A 20,784-nucleotide genomic window follows, 5' to 3' on the forward strand; every position below is an offset into this window, starting at 1 on the left:
GCAGTCGGTTAATCACATCGCTTCAGGCAAGCTTGAAACCAAGCTCTCTGGCGGCATCGGTTGGGACAGGATCCTCGCACCAATAGTCCTCGAGATTTTCGTCGGTGGCAAGTGAACGAATTTCGGCTTGGTCGATGTAGACCTCGCCGCTCAGGTGATCCGTCTCGTGCTGGAAGATACGAGCGGGCCAGCCGTGCAGATGCTCTTCGTGTTTGTTGCCGTCCTCATCCTGCCAGCGGGCAGTGATGTCAAGCCAGCGGGGGCGGACCGCCTGATAGCCGGCAAAACTCAGGCAGCCTTCGTAGAAACTGCGCTGCTCGGTGCCGATGGGTTCGTAGGTGGGGTTGATGATGGCTCGGAAGGGGAATTCGGCGATTTCACGCGGATCGTTCGTATCGTCGATTACGCCTTCATCTTCATCATCGTCTGAACCGTTTTGCTGATTCGATGAATCACCACCGTCTTTGCTGCCGACATGCCCTTCGGGATTGTCGTCGACTCCCCTGCCGCCAACGCGGACATGGTCTTCGACCACGGCGATACGCAATCCCAAGCCGATTTGTGGACCGGCCAAACCAACGCCCGGCGCTTCGAGCATCGTCACGTGCATGGCCTCAATCAATTTGTTCAACGTCCGCTTGCTTAACTGGCCGTCGTATTCCGCGGCATTCTGGCGCAGCACAGGCTCCCCCATCTGCACGATGGGAAGAATCTTCTCCTTGCCGCCGGTTTTGATGAGTTGTTCGACGGCATGATTGAGTTCGGTATCGACTTTGGAATTGCGGGAGAACATCAGATAGCAAGCTCCTCGGCGACCACGGCGGCCAAGCGCTGGCAGACTTCATCGGCCTGCTGCTGCGTTTCGGCCTCAACCATCACACGGACCAGTGGCTCGGTGCCGCTCGGACGAAGCAGCACACGACCGGTGGTGCCAAGCAGCTTTTCTTCGCGAGCCACGGCGTCCTGTACCTTGGCGTTGGTGGGCGCGGCCTTCTTGTCGACCTTGGGAACGTTGATGAGCTGCTGCGGCAGTTGCGGGAAGTCAGCTGCCAGTTGCTTCAGCGACTTACCCGACTTGACGACCTCATTGCACAATGTCAGCGCGGTCAGTGTGCCGTCACCAGTGGTGGCGAATTCGCGGTTGATAACGTGGCCGGACTGCTCACCGCCGATGGAATAATCGCCCTTGAGCATTTCCTCGAGAACGTAACGATCGCCGACGTTGGTCTGCACGGTCGAAATACCCATGTCTTTCAGGGCCAGCTTCAGTCCGAGATTGCTCATCACGGTGACCACGAGCGTGTCGTGATTGAGCTTGCCTTCACGCTTCTTGGCACGGGCGAGGATACCCATTTCCTGATCACCGTTAACCATGTTGCCATCCTCGTCCACAGCGAGGCAGCGGTCGGCATCACCGTCAAACGCCACGCCCATGGCAGCACCCGAAGCCTTGACCATGGCCTGCAGTTGCTCGGGGTGAGTGGAACCGGCCTTTTTGTTGATGTTGTAGCCGTCCGGCGAAGCGTTGATGACCAGCACCTCGGCTCCGGCGCGACGCAAAGCTTCCGGCGCTACCACGGAAGTGGCACCGTTGGCGCAATCCGCCACGATTTTCAGACCCTTAAGCGGTTTGGGCTGAGTTTTGTCTGGTGCAATCGGCGCGATGGCCGAGACCAGATGATCGATATACATATTGGTAGCGGTGTTGATGTCATGGCTCACGCGGCCCACGCCGGCGCCGGTTGGACGGTCCCAATCCTTGCCGAGCACCGCTTCGATTTCGTCTTCCTTCTTGTCGGGCAGCTTGAAACCGCCGCGTGCGAAGAACTTGATGCCATTGTCGGGCATCGGGTTGTGCGAAGCGGAGATGACCGCACCCATTTCAACGTTGAGTTCGCTCGTCAGGTAAGCCACGCCGGGAGTCGGGATGATGCCGGCGTCGATGACGTCGAAACCGCCGGCGCTCATACCCGCAGCGAGCGCCGAAGCGAGGAAATCACCGGAAACGCGGGTATCGCGACCAATCAACGCACGCCGACGACCCTCACGATGTTCCTCTTCGGTTCCTGAGGAATCGCCCAGCACACGCACCGCAGCGTCTCCCAAGTCGAGCGCCAGTCTTGCGGTCAAATCCCTGTTCGCCAGTCCGCGAACGCCATCGGTACCAAACATATTGGGCATAGTGCCACATCCTCCGTTTGCACGAATGTTACTGAACCTCATCTTACTCAGCGGCCTTCACGATTGCCGCGCACGCCCCAACACTGCCCGATTTCGTCGCATTTCATTTTCTTGACGTTTATACACAACGCCGCTTGCTGCAGAGCAAAAACAATCTGCGGCAAGCGGCGAAGATGTCCGTTATTGACGAGGTTCTTCAGATCCGTTTCACCATCATCGGAACCGCCAAGCCACCGGGCTTATTTCAGGCTGGCATTGTAGGCGCTCACCTTGAGGGCACGACGAGAGGATTCGACATTGCCGATGACGATGTTGCGCAGGGCGCGGGCGGCGTCCTTGTGGGATTCCAGCCATTCGTCGCCCAGATTCACCAGCTCAGCCGGATCTGCATAAGTGGGATACAGGTCTTCCAGAAGCGTTTCGGCCATATGGAAGGTGCGGTTTTCCCAAATCCAATCAACGGTGTCGTAATACTTGGAGGTATACGGCTCGGCGAGTTTGCCAGTGAGGTTCGATGAGAAGCCGAGCGCGGCCGCGGCAAGCTGCGAATTGGTGAGGTTCAGGTCGTGAATCGAGGCATCCCAAGCCCAAGCCTTAGCCTCAACTATCGGCACGGATGCGCGAGCACCGTATGCGAACTCACGGTTGTCGGTGGTGTCGCGGAGCTTGAGTTCCGTGTCAATCGCCTCATCATCCATCTCGCCGACGGCGGCGAGCGCCTTGACCAGCGCCCAACGCATGTTGTTGTCGATTTCGAGACCCTTGAGCTTGAGCGAACCGGAAAGCAGATTCTTGACGTTCGAGATGAACAGCGCATCGCCGATTTCGCCGTAACCCAAGTAAGCGGTGACCAGCTGGAACTGTTCGTCACTACCGGCCTCGGCCTTATTGGCCAAGTCCCAAAGACCTTCGGCGACATGCTTGTCGACGACCTCACGACGTGCTGGTGCGACATAGTGGGTGGCCGTGATCTTGAGGCAGCTCAAGGCATAGCGGAACGTGGTGGACTCGTGCTCGGTCGAGAGCATCTTGAGGCTCAGGTCGATGAAGCGCTCAGCCGGGAACTCGGCGTCGCGGGTCATATCCCAGAACGCCAGCCAGACCACGGCACGCGCCAAAGCGTCATCGAATTCGAAAAGATGCTCGGCGGCGAACTCGCGAGACTTGTCATCGAAACGCAGCTTGGTATAGGTAAGGTCATCGTCGTTCAGCAGGATGAAGTCGGGGCGCTTCTTGCCCGCAGCTTCGACAGCCACAGTGGTCTCGCCATCAACGTCGAGCTCAATCTGGTCGGTGCGCACAACTTTGCCGGTTGCGGCATCGCGGTTATAGAAACCGATGGCCATGCGATGGACACGCAGCACAGGGTGTTCGGCCGGAGCCGTCTGGGTAAGGGTCAACGACTTGATGGTGCCGTCGCCGTTTTCTTCAACGTCAGCCGCAATCGTATTGATGCCGGCTTCCTCGAGCCACTGCTTGCTCCAAGTCTTCAGATCACGTCCGCTCGCCGCTTCCAGCTCGACCAGCAAGTCGTTCAACGTAGCATTGTCATACTTATGCTTGTTGAGGTAGCTGTTGATGCCCTTGAAGAACTTGTCACGCCCGACATAGGCCACGAGCTGCTTCAAGACGGAACCGCCCTTGGCGTAGGTGATGCCGTCGAAGTTCACTTCGGTATCGTGCAAGTCGTTGATCGGCGCGGTGATCGGGTGAGTGGTCGGCAGCTGGTCCTGATTGAGAGCCCAGCTCTTCTCGCCGGAGGTGAACGTGGCCCAGGAATCCTTCCATTCCGTGGCCTCGGCGGTCGAGAGGGTCGACATGAACTCAGCGAAGGATTCGTTGAGCCACAAATCATTCCACCACTTCATCGTCACTAGGTCGCCGAACCACATGTGCGCGAGCTCGTGCAGCACGGTGACCACGCGGCGCTCGGCCAGCGCGTCAGTAACCTTGGAACCGAAAACGTAGGAGTCGCGGATAGTGACCATGCCGATGTTCTCCATCGCGCCGGCGTTGTATTCCGGCACGTAGATTTGGTCGAACTTGGCGTACGGGTAGGGCACGCCCCAGGTCTTGGCGTAGAAGGCGAAGCCCTTCTTGGTGATGTCGAAGAGGTATTCGGCGTCCTTGGCAAAGTCGTCTTTGAGGGACTGACGGCAATACTGGGCCATCGGCACGGTGCGGCCATCTTCGTTAGCGTAGGTGGTATGCCACTCAGCGTAAGGGCCGGCGCAGATGGCGGTGAGGTACGAGCTCATCTTCGGCGTGGTCTCAAAGACCCAACGCTTGGTGGTCTCGGCCGGGTGCGTGCCCAACGTGCCCTCGGCGGTCATTTCGTCGAGGTCTTCGGTCGACTTGACCGGCATGTTAGAGGTGACGATCCAAGACTGCGGCGCGGTGACCTCGAAATCGAACGTGGCCTTGATGTCGGGCTGGTCGAAAACGGCGTAGACACGGCGGGCGTCCGGCACTTCGAACTGGGAATAGAGATAAACGTTGCCATCGGCAGGGTCGACAGAGCGATGCAGTCCTTCGCCGGTGGTGGAGTATTGGCAGGAGGAAACCACCTTGAGCGTGTTGTGTTCCTTCAAAACCGGCAGTTCAACGCGATTATCGACATAATATTTCGCCGGATCGAGCTTCTCGCCGTTCAGCTCAATCTCGCCTACCTCGTCGGCGATAAGATCGGCAAAGCTTGAAGAACCCGCCTTCGCGTCAAACGTGATAACGGAAACCGACGGGAAATTCTTCGGTCCCTTCGTCAAATCCAAATCGACATGATAGCTGACCGGTCCGGTGATAACGGACTTGCGTTCCTCAGCTTCGACACGTGTGAGATTCGCTCCTGGCATTTCGCTCCTTTTGGGATTGGAAATAATATGATGATTCCATTATGCCAGCCGGAGCCGTCACAAGACAGTGCTTTCAGCGAAAGCCATGAAGACCGGTCTACTGCGTCAATCGATACCTTTCAAACAATGCGTCCATACGTTCCACATCATCATTACGCAACAGCGTCGGCTCAAGAATCGATGTCTGCCAGGCTCCTATGCTTTAAACAGTTGGGGAATCGTTAGGAAAGCTGCACCAATATGAACATTACGTACGAACGCTCAGGGTGTAAGCAGTTTTTCAAGAAACATCGCGATGATGAGACAACCATCAAAACCTGCATCGAAAACGCGCTGAATGTGCAACTGGGAACCGGGATGTCGAAAGTCAAGCGGGCGGTATCGGCTCGGGTCGACGGCCAATGCGTGTACGAATTTCGCGTCAATCTCAAACGCACCGGTTCGGCGCGCGTCGCCTTTATTATCGACGGAAACTATGATGACGCCGGCAATCACTTTTCCAATAATGAAAAAGGTACCGTAGACGCAACCGACCACAGCCAGCATAGAAACCACAACTTACACAAGCAAGAAAGCGACGAGACAAGTCATGCTAACAGTGGCGACAGCAATGTCACCGTATTGTTCATCTCCTCAACGTTGCAAAAAGACGAGTTCACACATCTATTGGAGCATGACCTGAAAGAGGCCGGACTATGCGACTGATTCCCGTCAAACAGGCACTGAGCATGATGGAGAACGCGTCGACAGCGAAATCGGAGTTTAGGAAACTCACCTTTCTGACTGCGAAAAAGGACCGTTCACTCTGCCTCAAACACAGCGAAAGCAGTGTCATTCTGTGCGAACAGGGTTATCGCGACGAAAGTACGGCTTTCAGCGTCGGCACCGATTCCGAAGCCACCCGAGAATGCAAGCACGCCGTCAAGCAGGCATTCAAACGCGAATTCCCCCGCAGTCACAAGGTCTATGTTTCTGCGGCGAAATGAGAATCCATATAAACATATAAAAAGGCGGCAGATTGCTCCGCCGCCAATCCTGCCTCACTATCCGTTAAAACAATGAGGTACTGGCACTAGTCCATCCTGCTAATCGCATACAGCAAGCAAATCAGCAAAATTGCCGCAGCTACAAGTGAGCCAACCTTGCGCACGATCGTGAGCAACACCGTTGTCACGAGCCAGCAGAGCCCAGAGTTCCCAGGCTTATCCTCTTCATCGGGTGTCATTTCTGACCTCCAATTCTTAGTTGAATGTCAGCCGACCTTTTGGTCCAAGCCGGTCGCCCGCACGTTTTCGGTTTTCCGGTTCGGGGATTGCCTGCCGCGTGCGTGCGGCATAACCAACGTGTCACAGAACAATTTGAATTGCAAATTAAAACGACAATATCAAGAAAAAATCAAGAAACCTTGAGAAAAGTTGTGGATTCAAAACAGCTGTGATACGCTCGAAATGTCGGTTAAAGCCGGTTCGCTTCGAGGCAATTGCCCGGGTCTTCAAAGCTTCGCCTCGTTGGGCTTCATCGGCAGGGCGCTATTATTTTCACGTCCTAATTGTTGAATGAATTTGTGCGGGTCGCTGGCTTCGGCCGTCAACCCGCATAAGTTTTTAAAACAAAAGCGGCGACCACCGAAATTCAGGTAGCACCGCTCTCACTCATTACCTAACAATAGAATCACGCAAGTTCGTATTCTTGCGGATAGTGCTGTGACAATTGCTTGAGCAACAGGTGATGCGCCAGCCAAAGACCCAAGAACGGAAGGGCGAAGCCGACGGTGACGTCGGAGAGGAAATGGGCGCCCTGCATCATGCGGCTGAACATCACGACCAGCGCGTAGACCAGCGCGATGCCGTAAACCATGCTTTCCTTGTTTTTCCAACGTGGGTTCACCAACGCGAGCAGGCAAAGCAACAAGGTCGCGCCGGCAAATTGCGAATGGCCGGAAGGGAAGGATTTGATATTGTCGGCTACCGTCACAGCCGAAAGATAATGCTTGCCGTTCGGGTGGAACCAAGGCGTGAACAGATCGAGATTACTTTGCATCGCGCGGAAACGGACGCGACCCCAGATGATTTTGGCGACTTCCAGCATGCCCATCGAAATCAGGAATACCGCCACGATGGCGATGCCTGCCCAGCGATAGCGCTGCTTCAGTTCGTCTGGGATTTTGTAAACGATACAGGCAATCAGAATAGCGACGATGACACCGTAGGCCACACCGAACAGGTGACAGTATTTATAACAAAGCGCAAGCCCTACCAGCGTCGAACCGAGATAGACAAGCCCTGAAAGCACCAGCTTTGCCAGATTCTCCCTGATGAATTTATAGGTCCAGAATACGAGCGCCGCACCGATCATCAGTACGGTTGCGCCGATGAGAGGTGCCAAACGTTCGAAGAAAGCCGAAAACCCATTACCAGGCTGGTAGAGCGCCTGGTCAATGCGCAAATCGGCAAACGTACCGACAATCAGCAGAACAAGCGCACCGATCGCGGTGGCAGGAAACAGTTTTTTCATACGTTCATTCCTCATAATCCGTAAAATCCCCGGTAGGCGCGAAACCTACCGGGGAAATCCTATAACAACTTGCTGAAGATTTTCAGGGATAAACCCACACAAATATCAACAAGACATCAACAAGCCGAATTCAGCCTCAACTTCAGTCGCCGTAGGCGGTGCCGTCGATGACATCGTGGGCGATGTCGGCGACGACCGGGACAATCATCGGCTTGCGGTGAAGCTGACGGGAGACCCAGCTGCCGATGGTGCGGCGCATAATCTGCTGGAGCTTGTGGGTGTCGTGAGTACCATCCATCATCGCGTCTTCGAGCTGCTGGACGATCTGATGACGGACGTTCTCGAACTCGCTTTCGTCCTCGGGCATCGCGTTCATGTAGACCTTCGGGCCGGAGATGACGTTCTTGGCGTCAGTATCGACCACGGCGAACGCGGAGACGAAGCCTTCGGTGCCAAGAATCTTGCGCTTCTCGAGCTCTTCGTCCGTGAGTTCCCCAACGGTATCGCCGTCAACATAGACGTAGCCGCACGGCACACTTCCGACGACCGCGGCCTGACCATGATAAAGATCGACCACGTCGCCGTCTTCCGCAAGCACGACGTTCTTCGGGTCGACGCCGGTCTTGACGGCCACGAGACCGTTGGCGACCAGGTGGCGGTTCTCGCCGTGGATCGGCATGACGCACTTGGGCTTCAGAATGTTGTAGAAGTAGGTGAGCTCGCCCTCGTTGGAGTGGCCGGAAACGTGGATCTTCGCGTTGTCGCGGTTGATGACGCGCGCGCCCTTCTGCACGAGCTTGTTGATCAGGCCGTAGACCTCGTTCTCGTTGCCGGGGATGAGGGAGCTGGCCATCACGACGGTGTCGAACTCGTTGATGGTGATGTCGCGGTGGGTGCCGTCGGCGATGCGGCCGAGTGCGGCCATCGGCTCGCCCTGCGAACCGGTGCACATGTAGACCAGCTTGTTGTCCTGGATGTCCTTGGCCTTCTTGAGGTCAACGACCGTACCTTCCGGGATGTGCAGGTAGCCAAGATCGGCGGCGATGGACATGTTGCGCACCATGGAACGGCCGACGAAGACGACCTTGCGGCCGACCTTGTGCGCGGCATCCACGACCTGCTGGACACGGTGAACGTGGCTGGAGAAGGAGGCGACGATGATCTTGCGCGTGGCCTCACTGAAGGCACGCTCGAGCTCAGGGCCGATGGTGCTTTCGGGACGGACGAAACCAGGAACCTCGGCGTTGGTGGAATCAACCATCACCAGGTCGACGCCCTTCTCGCCGAGCTTGCCGAATTCGACCAAATCGGTGATGCGATGGTCGATGGGCAGCTGGTCAAGCTTGAAGTCGCCGGTGTCGATGACGGTGCCGGCGGGCGTGTTGATGCACACGGCCAGCGCGTCGGGGATCGAGTGGGTGACGGCGACGAATTCGAGGTTGAACGGGCCGACCTTGAGCTTGTCGCGGCCGCTGACCTCGACGCAGCGCGGGTTCTGATGGTGTTCCTCACACTTGGCCTTGACGAAAGCCAGCGTGAGCTTGGAGCCGATCAGCGGGATGTCCGGACGCAGGTTCAAGAGGTATGGCACGCCGCCGATGTGGTCTTCGTGGCCGTGGGTCAGGACGAGCGCTTCGATGTCGTCCAGCCTGTCCTTGATATAGCTGAAATCAGGAAGGATGAGATCGACGCCGGGCTGCTCCTCGTCAGGGAAGAGCACGCCGCAGTCGACCAGTAGCAGGTGGCCGTTGTATTCGATCACGTTCATGTTGCGGCCGATTTCGCCGAGGCCACCGAGCGGCACGATGCGCATGGAGCCCTTGCGGTACTTCGGCGGGGCAATCAGCACGGCATCCTGGTTGGGCGAAGTGCCCGGGGTGCGCGAAACGGCGCGCGGGTTGGAACGACGGCTGTTGGAACGGTTGCCGCCACGTCCGCCGCGAGATGAGCTGGAAGTGCCGGAACGGCGTCCGCCCGAACGTGAGGAACCACGGGATTCGCTGCGCTTGCTGCTCGTACGCTTTTCGCTGCTTTTCGTGCTGGTCTTAGCGCTGCTGCGCTTTGAGGTTTTTTCGGCAGCGGTCTCACTTTTGCGGGCGCGTGCCTTGCTGGCGCTGCCACGACGATGCGTGGTAGACGCAGTGGTTTTTTCTTCTGTATCTGTCATATCTATTACTGAACTTCTGTTTACTTAGTGTCCGCACCTCTGTGTGGACGAGGAATAAAAACAGCGGACGAAAGCCCGTAGCCGCGTAACGCGCCACCGACTTCCCCGCTGTAATGAGTTATGCTTTTGCCTTGCCTGATCGTAAAAACCTCTTAAAACTAGGCTTCCAAGATACCTGCATCGACCATGCCCTTGTGGGCACGCTCAAATTCGGGCTTGCCCGGACCGACATTCGGCAGGCGCATCGTGGTTTCGTCAAGCCATCCACGCTCGTGCAGCGCGGCCTTGGCCAAGACTCCCTGGAATCCGGTGCCATTAACGGCATCTACCAGCGGGGCCAGAAGCACCGCGAGACGCTGGGCCTCGTGGATGTCGCCGCGATCAAAGGCATCCGCGAGCTGTCGCATCGGGTTCGACGCGACGTGCGCGATGACCGAAATAATGCCGACCGCTCCGATGGAAAGGAACGGCAAGAACAGCGCGTCATCGCCGGAATACCAGGTCAGGCCGGTTTCCATACGTTTGCGCACGGCACCTGCGATATCTCCCGTCGCGTCCTTGACGGCCTTGATATGGTCGAGCTGTGCAAGCCTGCAATAGGTCTCGAGCTCAAGATGTACGCCGGTGCGCCCGGGAACATCGTAGACGATGATCGGCTTGTCCGCCGATTCATTGACCGCCTGATAATGGCGGAAAATGCCCTCCTGCGAAGGACGGGAATAATAAGGAGCGACCACCAGCACCGCGTCGGCCCCGGCTTCCTGAGTCTGCTCGACCATGCGAACCGTGTGGGCGGTGTCGTTGGAACCCGCGCCGGAAATCACCGGCACGTCGACGGCAGCCTTGACGACCTGAACGAGCTTGACCTTCTCATCCATGTGGGTGACCGGCGACTCACCGGTCGTGCCGTTGACCAACAGGCCATCGGCACCGGAGGCGACCAGATGCTTGGCCAATGCCACGGATGCTTCGAAATCAACGGAACCATCATCGTGCATCGGCGTCACCATTGCGGGGATAACCCGGCCGAATGGCGCTGGATCAAGTAGATGCATAGAAGACTCACTCATACTTTAACGCTACTTCTCGGGCGGGACGCTTATCAGTAATCGATACATAAGAAATATTGCAATACATTACAAAGTTCCCGGAAATATAAAAATAACCGCTGGATACAAAACAAAACCTGCATCCAGCGGTATATCGAAACCTATTCGCACCTGGCTTCAGAGGTCGAGGAACGCGTCGAGCCCCACGGTCAGGCCGGGATGAGCACCGGAAGCGATATTGCGCACGGCCAGCAGAACGCCGGGCATGAACGAGGCGCGGTCGAAGCTGTCGGCACGGATGACCAACTGCTCGCCGGTGTTGCCCAGCAGCACTTCCTCGTGGGCGTTGAGGCCCTGCAGACGCACGGCGTGAACGTGCACGCCGTCGACGACCTGGCCTCGGGAAGCCGCCTCGCCTTGCGTGCCATCGGGCATCGGGGCGCAACCGGCCTGCTTACGGGCGGCCGAGATGGCTTGGGCGGTGTGAATGGCAGTGCCGGAAGGCGCGTCGACCTTGTCGGGGTGATGCAGCTCGATGACCTCGGCGGAAGTGAAGTATTTGGCGGCTTCGGCTGCGAACCTGTCAGCCAAAACGGCAGAAATGGCGAAGTTCGGCGCGACGAACACGGCCTGACCTTCACGCGGGGCCTTGGCAAGTGCGACCTTGACCTCATCGAGCTTCTCGTCGGTCCAGCCTGTGGTGCCGACCACCACGTCTACGCCCTGCGCGACGAGCTTCAACACGTTACCCAGTGAGGAAGTCGGAACGGTGAATTCCACCGCTACGTCGGTATTGTCCGGCGTGATGGCGGCGATACTGTCGTTCTCGCCGATCTGCTGCGCGATTTCCATATCATCCGCAGCCTTGACGGCTTCGACCACACTGCCGCCCATGCGTCCAAGCGCACCAACCACTGAAACTCGAATCATAACAACCTCGCCCTCTCTGCACGGTTTATACCTTTATCTATATAGCAACAATACGGCGGCAAGGGAACAACGAGGATCAAGCGGTGAAAATCGAATAGCGCCAACACAACAAGTCCAAACAAATAAAAGAAAGCCGGGCGCTGTCTTCAGGAACACAAGGGGCAGAACCCCGTTTCCTTCCAACAGCGCCCGGCCCTAGAAGAGCCGGCAGGATGCAGCTGCCAGCTGAGGCCGCGTCTAGGTTGGGTGTGTGAGACGCGGCCAGTATTTAATTACTCGTCACGGCGGCGCCTGCGGATGAGCTGCAGGCCCAACGCCATGATCAGGGCGGACACCATCAGGCCCATCGGCACCGCGACCGCCGAGCCGGTGGCCGGAACGGCCTTCGGCTTCGACTGGGAGGCGAGCCACTTCCGGCCCTCGGGCGTGGCAAGCCAAGCCTGCCCGGCCAGAGTCTTCAGCCAAGCCTGACCGGCCGGAGTCTTCAACCAAGCCCAGCCAGCAGAGGTGGCAAGCCATACATGGCCATTGGAAGTCGCCAGCCAAGCGGCCCCGGCGGGAGTCGAAAGCCAGTGCTGGCCTTCAGCCGTCGCGAGCCAGGCATGACCACCATTCGTGCCAAGCCAAGCCGAGCCCTCAGGCGTTTGCAACCAAGCATGACCCTCAGGGGTCTGGAGCCACTGATGACCCTGCGGGGTCTGCAACCAAGCATGACCACCATTCGTACCGAGCCATGCGGAACCTTCGTGCGTCTGCAGCCAAGCGTGGCCCTGCGGAGTCTCGAGCCACTGATGACCCTGTGGAGTCTGCAGCCACGCATGGCCTTCAGGAGACGAGACCCAGGCATGGCCATCCTGCGACGACAGCCAGTGCTGTCCCTCAGGCGTCTGCAACCAAGCATGGCCCTCTGGAGTAGAAACCCACGCATGACCCTTAGAACTCTCGAGCCAATGCTGGCCCTCAGGCGTTTCAAGCCAGTGGTGGCCCTCCGGAGTCTCGAGCCAGCCTTGGCTCGGCGGCTCAGTGACCTGCAGCTTCGTCCACTTGGCCATCACGGTCATGTTGCCGGTTACGATCGCGGTCGGGTCGTAAGGCACCAGGCTGCGCAGCATGCTCTGTACATACCAGCCGTCGAAACGGTAGCCACTACGCACCGGAGTGGGCAGCTCGCCGATCGGATCGCCGTCGGCCAGCATGCGCGGCGCAATCGGGTCACCGCCTTCCACGTCGAACGTGATGGTCAGCTGCGTCTTCCAAACCGGACGAATCGTGATATCGTGCGCGGGAATCGCGGTGGCGGTGCCATCCTCATTCGCGAACGTGAACGCGTTCCAGTCCATGCCGTTGGTGGAATACTGCCAGCCACGGGGCAGGAAGCCCGTCTTCGAGAACCCGCCGGCCGGCGCGGTCGCGATGGTTGAGCCGTAGTTGTGAGCGGAGACGCCAGGCATGGTCGGCCATGCGCCGCCGTCAGCGTCGAACGTCACATTGAACTGATCGATAACCCACTTCGGGCGAATCGTGATGTTCGAAGCCGGAATCGTGGTCGAGCCGAACGCGAAGTCCTGCCATCCACCAGACGCAGCCTTGAACTCCCAGCCTTCCTGGTGCTTGTGCGCCGGATTGGTCAGGTCGACCGTACCCGGAGCCGTGGCAATGGTCGAGCCATAGTCGTGCAAATCCGCGCCCGGCATGGAGGCCCAGCTGGCCCCGTCACCGGCGGCGTAGCCCACACGATACTGGTCCCAAGCGAACGTCGGACGAACGATGATCGCGTGCGCCGGAATCGCAGTACCAGTACCCGGGCCGCCGTAGGTGAACGTGTTCCACGTCACGCCGTTATCCTGAGAGAACTCCCAGGCGGCATGATGCTTGTGCGCAGGCGCCGTCAGGCCGGAAGTGACAGGAGCAGTGACCAGAGTCGAACCGTAATCATGGTTCGTGGAGCCGGGCCTGTCGGTCCACGACGTCGCCTCACCGTTCTGGTAAGAGACACCGTACTGATCCCACGCGAATGTCGGACGGACGATGATGTCATGAGCCGGAATCGCAGTACCAGTACCGGGGGCACCATACTTGAACGCACTCCACGTTGCGCCGTTGTCCTTCGAATACTCCCAAGCAGCATGATGCTTGTTGACAGGAGCCGTCAGACCGGTCGTGTTTGGAGCGGCGGCCAGCGTCGAACCGTAATCATGGTCCACCGGGCCAAGCATGCCCGTCCACGACGTCGCCTCACCAAGCTGGTAGGAGACACTGTATGTATCCCAAGCGAAGGTCGGGCGGATGATGATCGCGTGCGCCGGAATCGCAGTGCCGGTACCCGGGCCGCCGTAGGTGAACGAGTTCCACGTCACACCACTGTCCTTCGAATACTGCCAAGCAACGTGATGCTTATGCGCAGGCGCCGTCAGGCCGGAAGTGACGGGAGCCGTGACCAGAGTCGAACCGTAATCATGGTTCGTGGAGCCAGGCCGGCCGGTCCACGACGTCGCCTCACCATTCTGGTAAGAGACACCGTACTGGTCCCACGCGAACGTCGGACGAATGATGACGTCATGCGCAGGCATATGCGTACCCGTCGAGCCGAACTCGAACACATTCCACGTCACGCCGCCATCCTTCGAATACTGCCACGCGTCGTGATGCTTGTTGGCAGGCGCCGTCAGATCCGAAACACTCGGAGTGGCCAGAGTGGAACCGAAGTCATGGTCCACGGGGCCGAGCATACCGGCCCAAGAGGTCGCCTCACCAAGCTGATAGGAGACGCTGTATTGGTCCCACGCGAACGTCGGACGAATGATGACGTCATGAGCAGGAACCGTGGTACCAGTACCGGGACCACCGTAGGTGAACGGGCTCCACGTGGAGCCGTTGTCCTTCGAATACTCCCAAGCGGCATGATGCTTATTCGCCGGAGCAGTCAAATCGGACGTAAGCGGAGCGGTAGCCAGCGTCGAGCCATAGTCATGACGATCAGTCACCGGCTTGCCCGCCCAGGACGTCGCCTCACCAAGCCGGTAGGAGACGCTGTACTGGTCCCAAGCGAACGTCGGACGAATGATGACGTCATGAGCAGGAATCGCAGTACCAGTACCGGGACCACCGTAGGTGAACGGGCTCCACGTGGAGCCGTTGTCCTTCGAATACTCCCAAGCGGCATGATGCTTATTCGCCGGAGCAGTCAAATCGGACGTAAGCGGAGCGGTAGCCAGCGTCGAGCCATAGTCATGACGATCAGTCACCGGCTTGCCCGCCCAGGACGTCGCCTCACCAAGCCGGTAGGAGACGCTGTACTGGTCCCACGCGAACGTCGGACGAATAATGACGTCATGAGCAGGAATCGCGGTACCCGTACCAGGGGCACCATACTTGAACGCACTCCAGCTCGCACCATTGTCCTTCGAATACTCCCAAGCTTTATGATGCTTATTCGCAGGAGCGGTCAGATCGGAGGTGCCAGGCTCAGAGGCCAGCGTCGAACCATAATCATGGTTGACAGAACCAGGCATGCCGGCCCAAGAAGCCGCCTCACCAAGCTCATAGGAGACGCTGTACTGATCCCAAGCAAACGTCGGACGAATAATGATGTCATGAGCAGGAATCGCAGTGCCCGTACCGGGGGCACCATACTTGAACGCGTTCCACGTCACGCCGTTGTCCTTCGAATACTGCCACGCAGCATGATGCTTGTGCGCGGGCGCATTCAGACCAGACGTACTAGGCTCGGTGGCCAACGTCGAACCATAGTCATGATCCACGGCACCGGGCTTGCCGGTCCACGACGTCGCCTCACCATTCTGGTAAGAGACGCCGTACTGGTCCCAAGCAAACGTAGGACGGATGATGATGCTGTGCGCGGGAACATGCGTGCCGGTGGAACCATACTCAAACGAGTTCCACGTCACGCCGTTGTCCTGCGAATACTCCCAAGCGTCATGATGCTTGTGCGTCGGAGCGTTCAGGTCGGACGTGCCCGGCTCGGTAAGCGTCGAATTGTAGGCGTGGTCAGTAGCACTCGGTTTGCCAGTCCACGACGTTGCCTCTCCCAGCTGATAGGACACGCTGTACTGGTCGGACGAGAATGTCGGACGGATGATAATCGCGTGCGCCGGGATGTGCGTACCCGTAGGACCGAACTCGAACGGGTCCCAAGTAGCACCATTGTCCTTCGAATATTCCCAAGCATTATGATGCTTGTTCATAGGCGCGGTCAGATCCGAAATATTCGGCTCGGTCAGTGTGGAACCAAAGTCATGGTTCACAGGGCCAAGCATGCCCGCCCAAGAAATTGCCTCACCAAGCTGATAAGACACGCTGTACTGGTCCCAAGCAAACGTCGGACGAATGACAATCGCATGCGCAGGCATATGAGTACCGGTGGAACCATATTCAAACGTATTCCACGTCACGCCATTGTCCTGAGAATACTGCCAGGCGTCGTGATGCTTGTTAGACGGAGACGTCAAATCGGACGTGCCCGGCTCGCTCAGCGTGGAGCCGTAATCATGATTCACGGCACCGGGCTTGCCGGCCCAAGAGGTCGCCTCACCAAGCTGGTAGGTCACGCCATATTGGTCCCACGCAAACGTCGGACGAATAATGATGGCATGAGCCGGAATATGCGTACCCGTGGAACCAAACTCGAACGGGTTCCAAGTGGCACCGTTGTCCTTCGAATACTCCCAGGCATCGTGATGCTTGTTGGCAGGAGCCGCTAAATCGGATGTGCTCGGCTCAGACAACGTGGAACCATAGTCATGGTCCACAGGGCCGAGCATACCCGCCCAAGAGGTCGCCTCACCAAGCTGGTAAGAGACGCTGTACTGGTCCCAAGCAAACGTCGGACGAATAATGATCGCATGAGCAGGCATATGAGTACCAGTGGGACCATACGTGAACGTATCCCACGTGGCACCGTTGTCCTTCGAATACTGCCACGCGTCGTGATGCTTGTTCGCAGGCGCCATCAAATCCGAAATACTCGGAGTAGACAGCGTGGAGCCGAAGTCATGATCCACGGCACCGGGCTTGCCCGCCCACGACGTAGCACCGTTGAGCTGGTATGTCACGCTGTACTGGTCCCACGCAAACGTCGGACGGATGATAATGCTGTGTGCAGGAACATGAGTGCCCGTAGAACCGAACGTGAACGTGTTCCACGTCGCGCCGTTGTCCTGCGAATACTGCCAAGAATCGTGGTGCTTGTTCGTGGGCGCATTCAGACCGGAGATGCCAGGCTCGCTAAGAGTCGAACCATAGTCATGATTCACGGCACCGGGCTTGCCAGTCCACGACGTCGCCTCGCCAAGCTGGTAGGAAACGCTGTACTGGTCGGACGAGAATGTCGGACGGATGATAATCGCGTGCGCCGGGATATGTGTACCCGTCGGGCCGAACTCAAACGGATCCCAAGTGGCACCATTATCCTTCGAATACTCCCAAGCATTATGATGCTTGTTCACCGGAGCTGTCAGACCGGAGATGTTGGGCTCAGTCAACGTGGAACCGTAATCATGATCCACAGTGCCGAGCATACCGGCCCAAGAAGTCGCCTCACCAAGCTGATAGGAGACGCTGTACTGATCCCAAGCGAACGTCGGACGGATGACAATCGCGTGTGCAGGAACATGTGTGCCCGTCGAGCCGAACTCGAACGGATTCCACGTAGCACCGCCATCCTGTGAATACTGCCAGGCGTCATGATGCTTATTAGCAGGAGCCGTCAGACCGGTGATACCCGGCTCGCTCAGCGTCGAACCGTAATCATGATCCACGGCCGCGGGCTTGCCCGTCCACGACGTTGCCTCACCGTTCTGGTAAGAGACATTGTATTGGTCCCAAGCAAACGTCGGACGAATGACAATCGCATGCGCCGGCATATGCGTACCGGTGGAACCATACTCAAATGTATTCCATGTGGCACCGCCATCCTTCGAATACTGCCAGGCATCGTGATGCTTGTTCGCAGGAGCCGTCAGACCGGAGATGCTGGGCTCAGTCAGCGTGGAACCGAAGTCATGATCCACAGGGCCAAGCATGCCCGTCCAAGAAGTTGCCTCACCAAGCTGATAGGACACGCTGTACTGGTCCCAAGCAAACGTCGGACGAATGACAATCGCATGCGCCGGCATATGCGTGCCCGTCGAGCCGAACTCAAACGAGTCCCATGTGGCGCCGCCATCCTTCGAATACTGCCAAGCGTCATGATGCTTATTAGCAGGAGCCATCAGACCGGAGATGCCAGGCTCGGTCAACGTCGAACCATAATCATGATTCACAGCGCCAGGCTTGCCAGTCCACGACGTAGCATCGCCATTCTCATAAGAGACGCTATACTGATCCCAAGCGAACGTCGGACGAATGACAATCGCATGCGCCGGCATATGCGTACCCGTCGAACCAAACTCGAACGGATTCCACGTAGCTCCATTGTCCTGCGAATATTCCCAGGCATCGTGATGCTTGTTCGCAGGAGCATTCAGGCCAGAGATGCCAGGCTCGGTCAACGTGGAATTGTAGGCGTGGTCAGCAGCACCGGGCTTTCCGGTCCACGACGTCGCTTCACCAAGCTGATAGGAAACGCTATACGTATCCATGGTGAATGTCGGACGAATAATGATCGCATGCGCCGGCATGTGCGTACCAGTAGAACCAAACTCAAACGGGCCCCAAGTGGCACCATTATCCTTCGAATACTCCCAAGCGTCATGGTGCTTGTTCGCCGGAGCAGCGAGATCAGAGGTGAGAGGCTCGCTCAACGTCGAACCGTAATCATGATTGGTCGCGCCAGGTTTGCCGGCCCACGAAGTCGCATCGCCAAGCTCGTAGGAGACACCGTACTGATCCCAAGCAAACGTCGGACGAATGATGATGTCATGAGCCGGAATCGCGGTACCGGAACCCGGACCGCCAAACACGAACGGGCCCCAAGTTGCACCGTTGTCCTTCGAATATTCCCATGCAGCATGATGCTTGTTCGCAGGAGACGCCAAATCTGCGATAGGCGGAGCAGACGCCAATGTCGAACCGTAGTCATGGTCTTCAGCCGTGGGCTTGCTCCCCCACGAGGTCGCCTCGCCCTTTTGGTAGGACACGTTGTACTGATCAGTCACCCACTTCGGCCGAACCGTGATGTCATAGGCCGGCACATGCGTCACGCCGAACTTGAACTCGGCCCAATTTTCCGTACTGTCCGTCTTGCGATATTCCCAGCCGCTCGTCAATGTATCCTGATGCTTGTTCGCCGGGGGAGCGAAATCGGTCAGGCTCGGCTGAGACACCGTGTCGTCCTCGCCAACCCGAACGGGCGAAGCGGGCATGTCCGACCACGAGCCGCCGTTCTTGTCATAGGTCATGTGGTGGGGGATCCCCTCCCACACCGGCCGCACCGTGATCGGCCAGCCGGGCATGTGCGTGGTGCCAAACGTGAACGTCGCCCAGCCGTCCATACTGTCCGTCTTTCGGTACTCCCAGCCGCTGCGCTGCTTGTGCGTTGGAGCTTTCAAATGCGCAAGGTTCGCCGGCTCGGAAATCGTCGCGTCATATTCCGTGGACACTGGGCCCTGCGCTGTGCCATCCCACGAGCCGCCACTCGTATCAAACCTGACATCATAATGGGCCGGGACCCAAGAGGCATACAATGTCACCGTGGAAGCCGTGGTATAAACGATGTCAAAACCGTACACCGGGCCCGTTGCGCTGCCCGTATGCCAGGCACCGAAAGTACATCCTGTTTTCGCGGGGTTCGTTGGGGCATACGCCGTACCGCCCCACGGCACCTTCTGGTCCGGTATGCTGTCGCCGCCCTGCGAATCGAAACGCACCGTCGGGTGGCCGGTGACATGCGACACCGGATCGCCCGTCACCGTACCTGCAGGGGCGCTGCCCGTCACTCCGTTGGGAAGCGTGCCCGTGAAATCGAACTTGGGGTTGGTGGTGCCGGAAGGCCAGCTCACCACGCGGGAAGTGGAATCATACGTGCCGCCCGACGGGCTGATGTTCGACGCTGTAATAAACGTCCCATCGATATTCTTCACCGTCGACATCGTCACATGCGAGCCGTCATCATACGCGGCCTCGGTCGCCACCTGCCCCGAAGCTTCGAGGTAATTGAGATGTAGGTTGTTCAGCGGCGAGAAATCGGTAATCTTGTTGCCCCCTAGTCGCAGGTCCGTCAGCGATGTCAGACCACGCAACGGCGACACATCAACAATACTGTTATGATTCGCCCAGCCTGCATAATTCTGCAGATTCAAAACTTGCAGGTTGGCCCAACCCGCCAACGGCGACAAATCAGTAATGCGATCACCATACAGACCGGCGGCGGTCAGATGGGTCAGACCAGCCAACGGCGACAAATCAGATACCGGAACGTTGGCCATTTCCAAACTTGTCAGTTGGGTCAGACCAGCCAACGGCGATATATCGGAAAACAGATTTGTGTCCAAGTTCACGCCCGTCAAATGCGTAAGATACTGGATGTAGCTGCTATTGAGATCCGAGATATTGTTATCAACAACTGACAGTGATGTCAGGTTTGGCAGGCCAGCCAACGGCGAGAAATTAGTCACCTGATTATAGTCCAAGCTCAGAGTCGTCAGATGAGCCAGACCAGCTAATGGCGACAAACTAGTCACCTGATTGTGGTCCAAGCTCAGAGTCCTCAGATTGGTGAAATTCTGCATGCCTTCAAGGCTCGCAATATCCGAAAAAGCCGCGTTCAGACTCGTGGTCCCGTTAACCATTGTTTGAGTGAAGGTCGAGTTCACGTTTACCCGTTCTGCAGAGGCCACTTTGGCCGCCAGATACGTATCTGGGAAACACTGGGCAATCGTACTTACATTGACATAGCAACTGCTACGTGGGCTGATGCCGCCGCCGCGCGGCTGGAGGCCGGACTTGCCCTGCTTGACTGAATTTGAAGATTCGGTCGACTTTTGTCCCCGTTTGGATTTGCCAGGCGACGCTGCCTGACCCTGCTGCGAAGAAGAAGACTGTGATTGCGTTTGCTGCGAGGCCTCGCCGCTTTCGGGCTCGACCGCCGTCGCCGTGCCGGGCAGCACCATCGCCACACCAGCCACAAGGCAAA

Annotated in this window: 10 protein-coding genes; 2 read left to right on the forward strand and 8 right to left on the reverse strand. The window is 57.8% G+C overall.

The window, feature by feature from the left end; translation table 11 throughout:
* Positions 1-22: 22 nt before the first annotated feature.
* The 3 genes from OZX62_RS08055 to pepN all read right to left on the reverse strand — a co-directional run bounded on the left by OZX62_RS08055 (position 23) and on the right by pepN (position 5,033).
* The gene (locus OZX62_RS08055) at positions 23-793 is read right to left on the reverse strand and encodes a peptide deformylase (RefSeq protein WP_277175683.1); all 771 of its coding nucleotides are present in this window, start codon (positions 791-793) and stop codon (positions 23-25) included.
* Positions 793-2,181 carry a phosphoglucosamine mutase gene (glmM, locus tag OZX62_RS08060; protein ID WP_277175684.1) on the reverse strand — a complete coding sequence of 463 codons (1,389 nt, stop codon included), beginning with the start codon at positions 2,179-2,181 and terminating at the stop codon, positions 793-795. The genes OZX62_RS08055 and glmM overlap by 1 nt, the downstream gene beginning before the upstream one ends.
* Before the next feature lie 239 nt (positions 2,182-2,420).
* On the reverse strand, positions 2,421-5,033 hold the full coding sequence (gene pepN / locus OZX62_RS08065) for an aminopeptidase N (protein ID WP_277175685.1): 2,613 nt from the start codon (positions 5,031-5,033) through the stop codon (positions 2,421-2,423).
* A gap of 240 nt (positions 5,034-5,273) precedes the next feature.
* On the opposite strand from pepN, the gene OZX62_RS08070 reads away from it, so the two are divergent.
* Positions 5,274-5,738, forward strand: coding sequence for a hypothetical protein (locus OZX62_RS08070; protein WP_277175686.1), 465 nt, complete (start codon positions 5,274-5,276; stop codon positions 5,736-5,738).
* Entirely contained in the window at positions 5,729-6,019 is a 291-nt protein-coding gene (locus OZX62_RS08075) for a hypothetical protein (RefSeq protein WP_277175687.1), read from the forward strand. Before OZX62_RS08070 ends, OZX62_RS08075 begins: the two co-directional genes overlap by 10 nt.
* Positions 6,020-6,704: 685 nt before the next feature.
* Here OZX62_RS08075 and OZX62_RS08080 read toward each other — a convergent pair.
* The 5 genes from OZX62_RS08080 to OZX62_RS08100 all read right to left on the reverse strand — a co-directional run bounded on the left by OZX62_RS08080 (position 6,705) and on the right by OZX62_RS08100 (position 20,776).
* Positions 6,705-7,547, reverse strand: a complete 843-nt coding sequence (locus OZX62_RS08080) for a phosphatase PAP2 family protein (protein ID WP_277175688.1) — start codon at positions 7,545-7,547, stop codon at positions 6,705-6,707.
* Positions 7,548-7,689: 142 nt separating this feature from the next.
* Positions 7,690-9,714: a ribonuclease J gene (locus OZX62_RS08085; RefSeq protein ID WP_277175689.1), complete on the reverse strand. Its 2,025-nt coding sequence runs from the start codon at positions 9,712-9,714 to the stop codon at positions 7,690-7,692.
* Between the two features lie 158 nt (positions 9,715-9,872).
* Positions 9,873-10,784: a 4-hydroxy-tetrahydrodipicolinate synthase gene (dapA, locus tag OZX62_RS08090; RefSeq protein WP_277175690.1), complete on the reverse strand. Its 912-nt coding sequence runs from the start codon at positions 10,782-10,784 to the stop codon at positions 9,873-9,875.
* A gap of 156 nt (positions 10,785-10,940) precedes the next feature.
* Positions 10,941-11,693, reverse strand: coding sequence for a 4-hydroxy-tetrahydrodipicolinate reductase (gene dapB, locus OZX62_RS08095; RefSeq protein WP_277175691.1), 753 nt, complete (start codon positions 11,691-11,693; stop codon positions 10,941-10,943).
* A 272-nt stretch (positions 11,694-11,965) separates the two neighbouring features.
* Positions 11,966-20,776, reverse strand: a complete 8,811-nt coding sequence (locus OZX62_RS08100; protein ID WP_277175692.1) for a leucine-rich repeat domain-containing protein — start codon at positions 20,774-20,776, stop codon at positions 11,966-11,968.
* Between the last annotated feature and the right edge of the window lie 8 nt (positions 20,777-20,784).

This window comes from Bifidobacterium sp. ESL0690 (genome assembly GCF_029392315.1).
Lineage (GTDB): Bacteria > Actinomycetota > Actinomycetes > Actinomycetales > Bifidobacteriaceae > Bifidobacterium.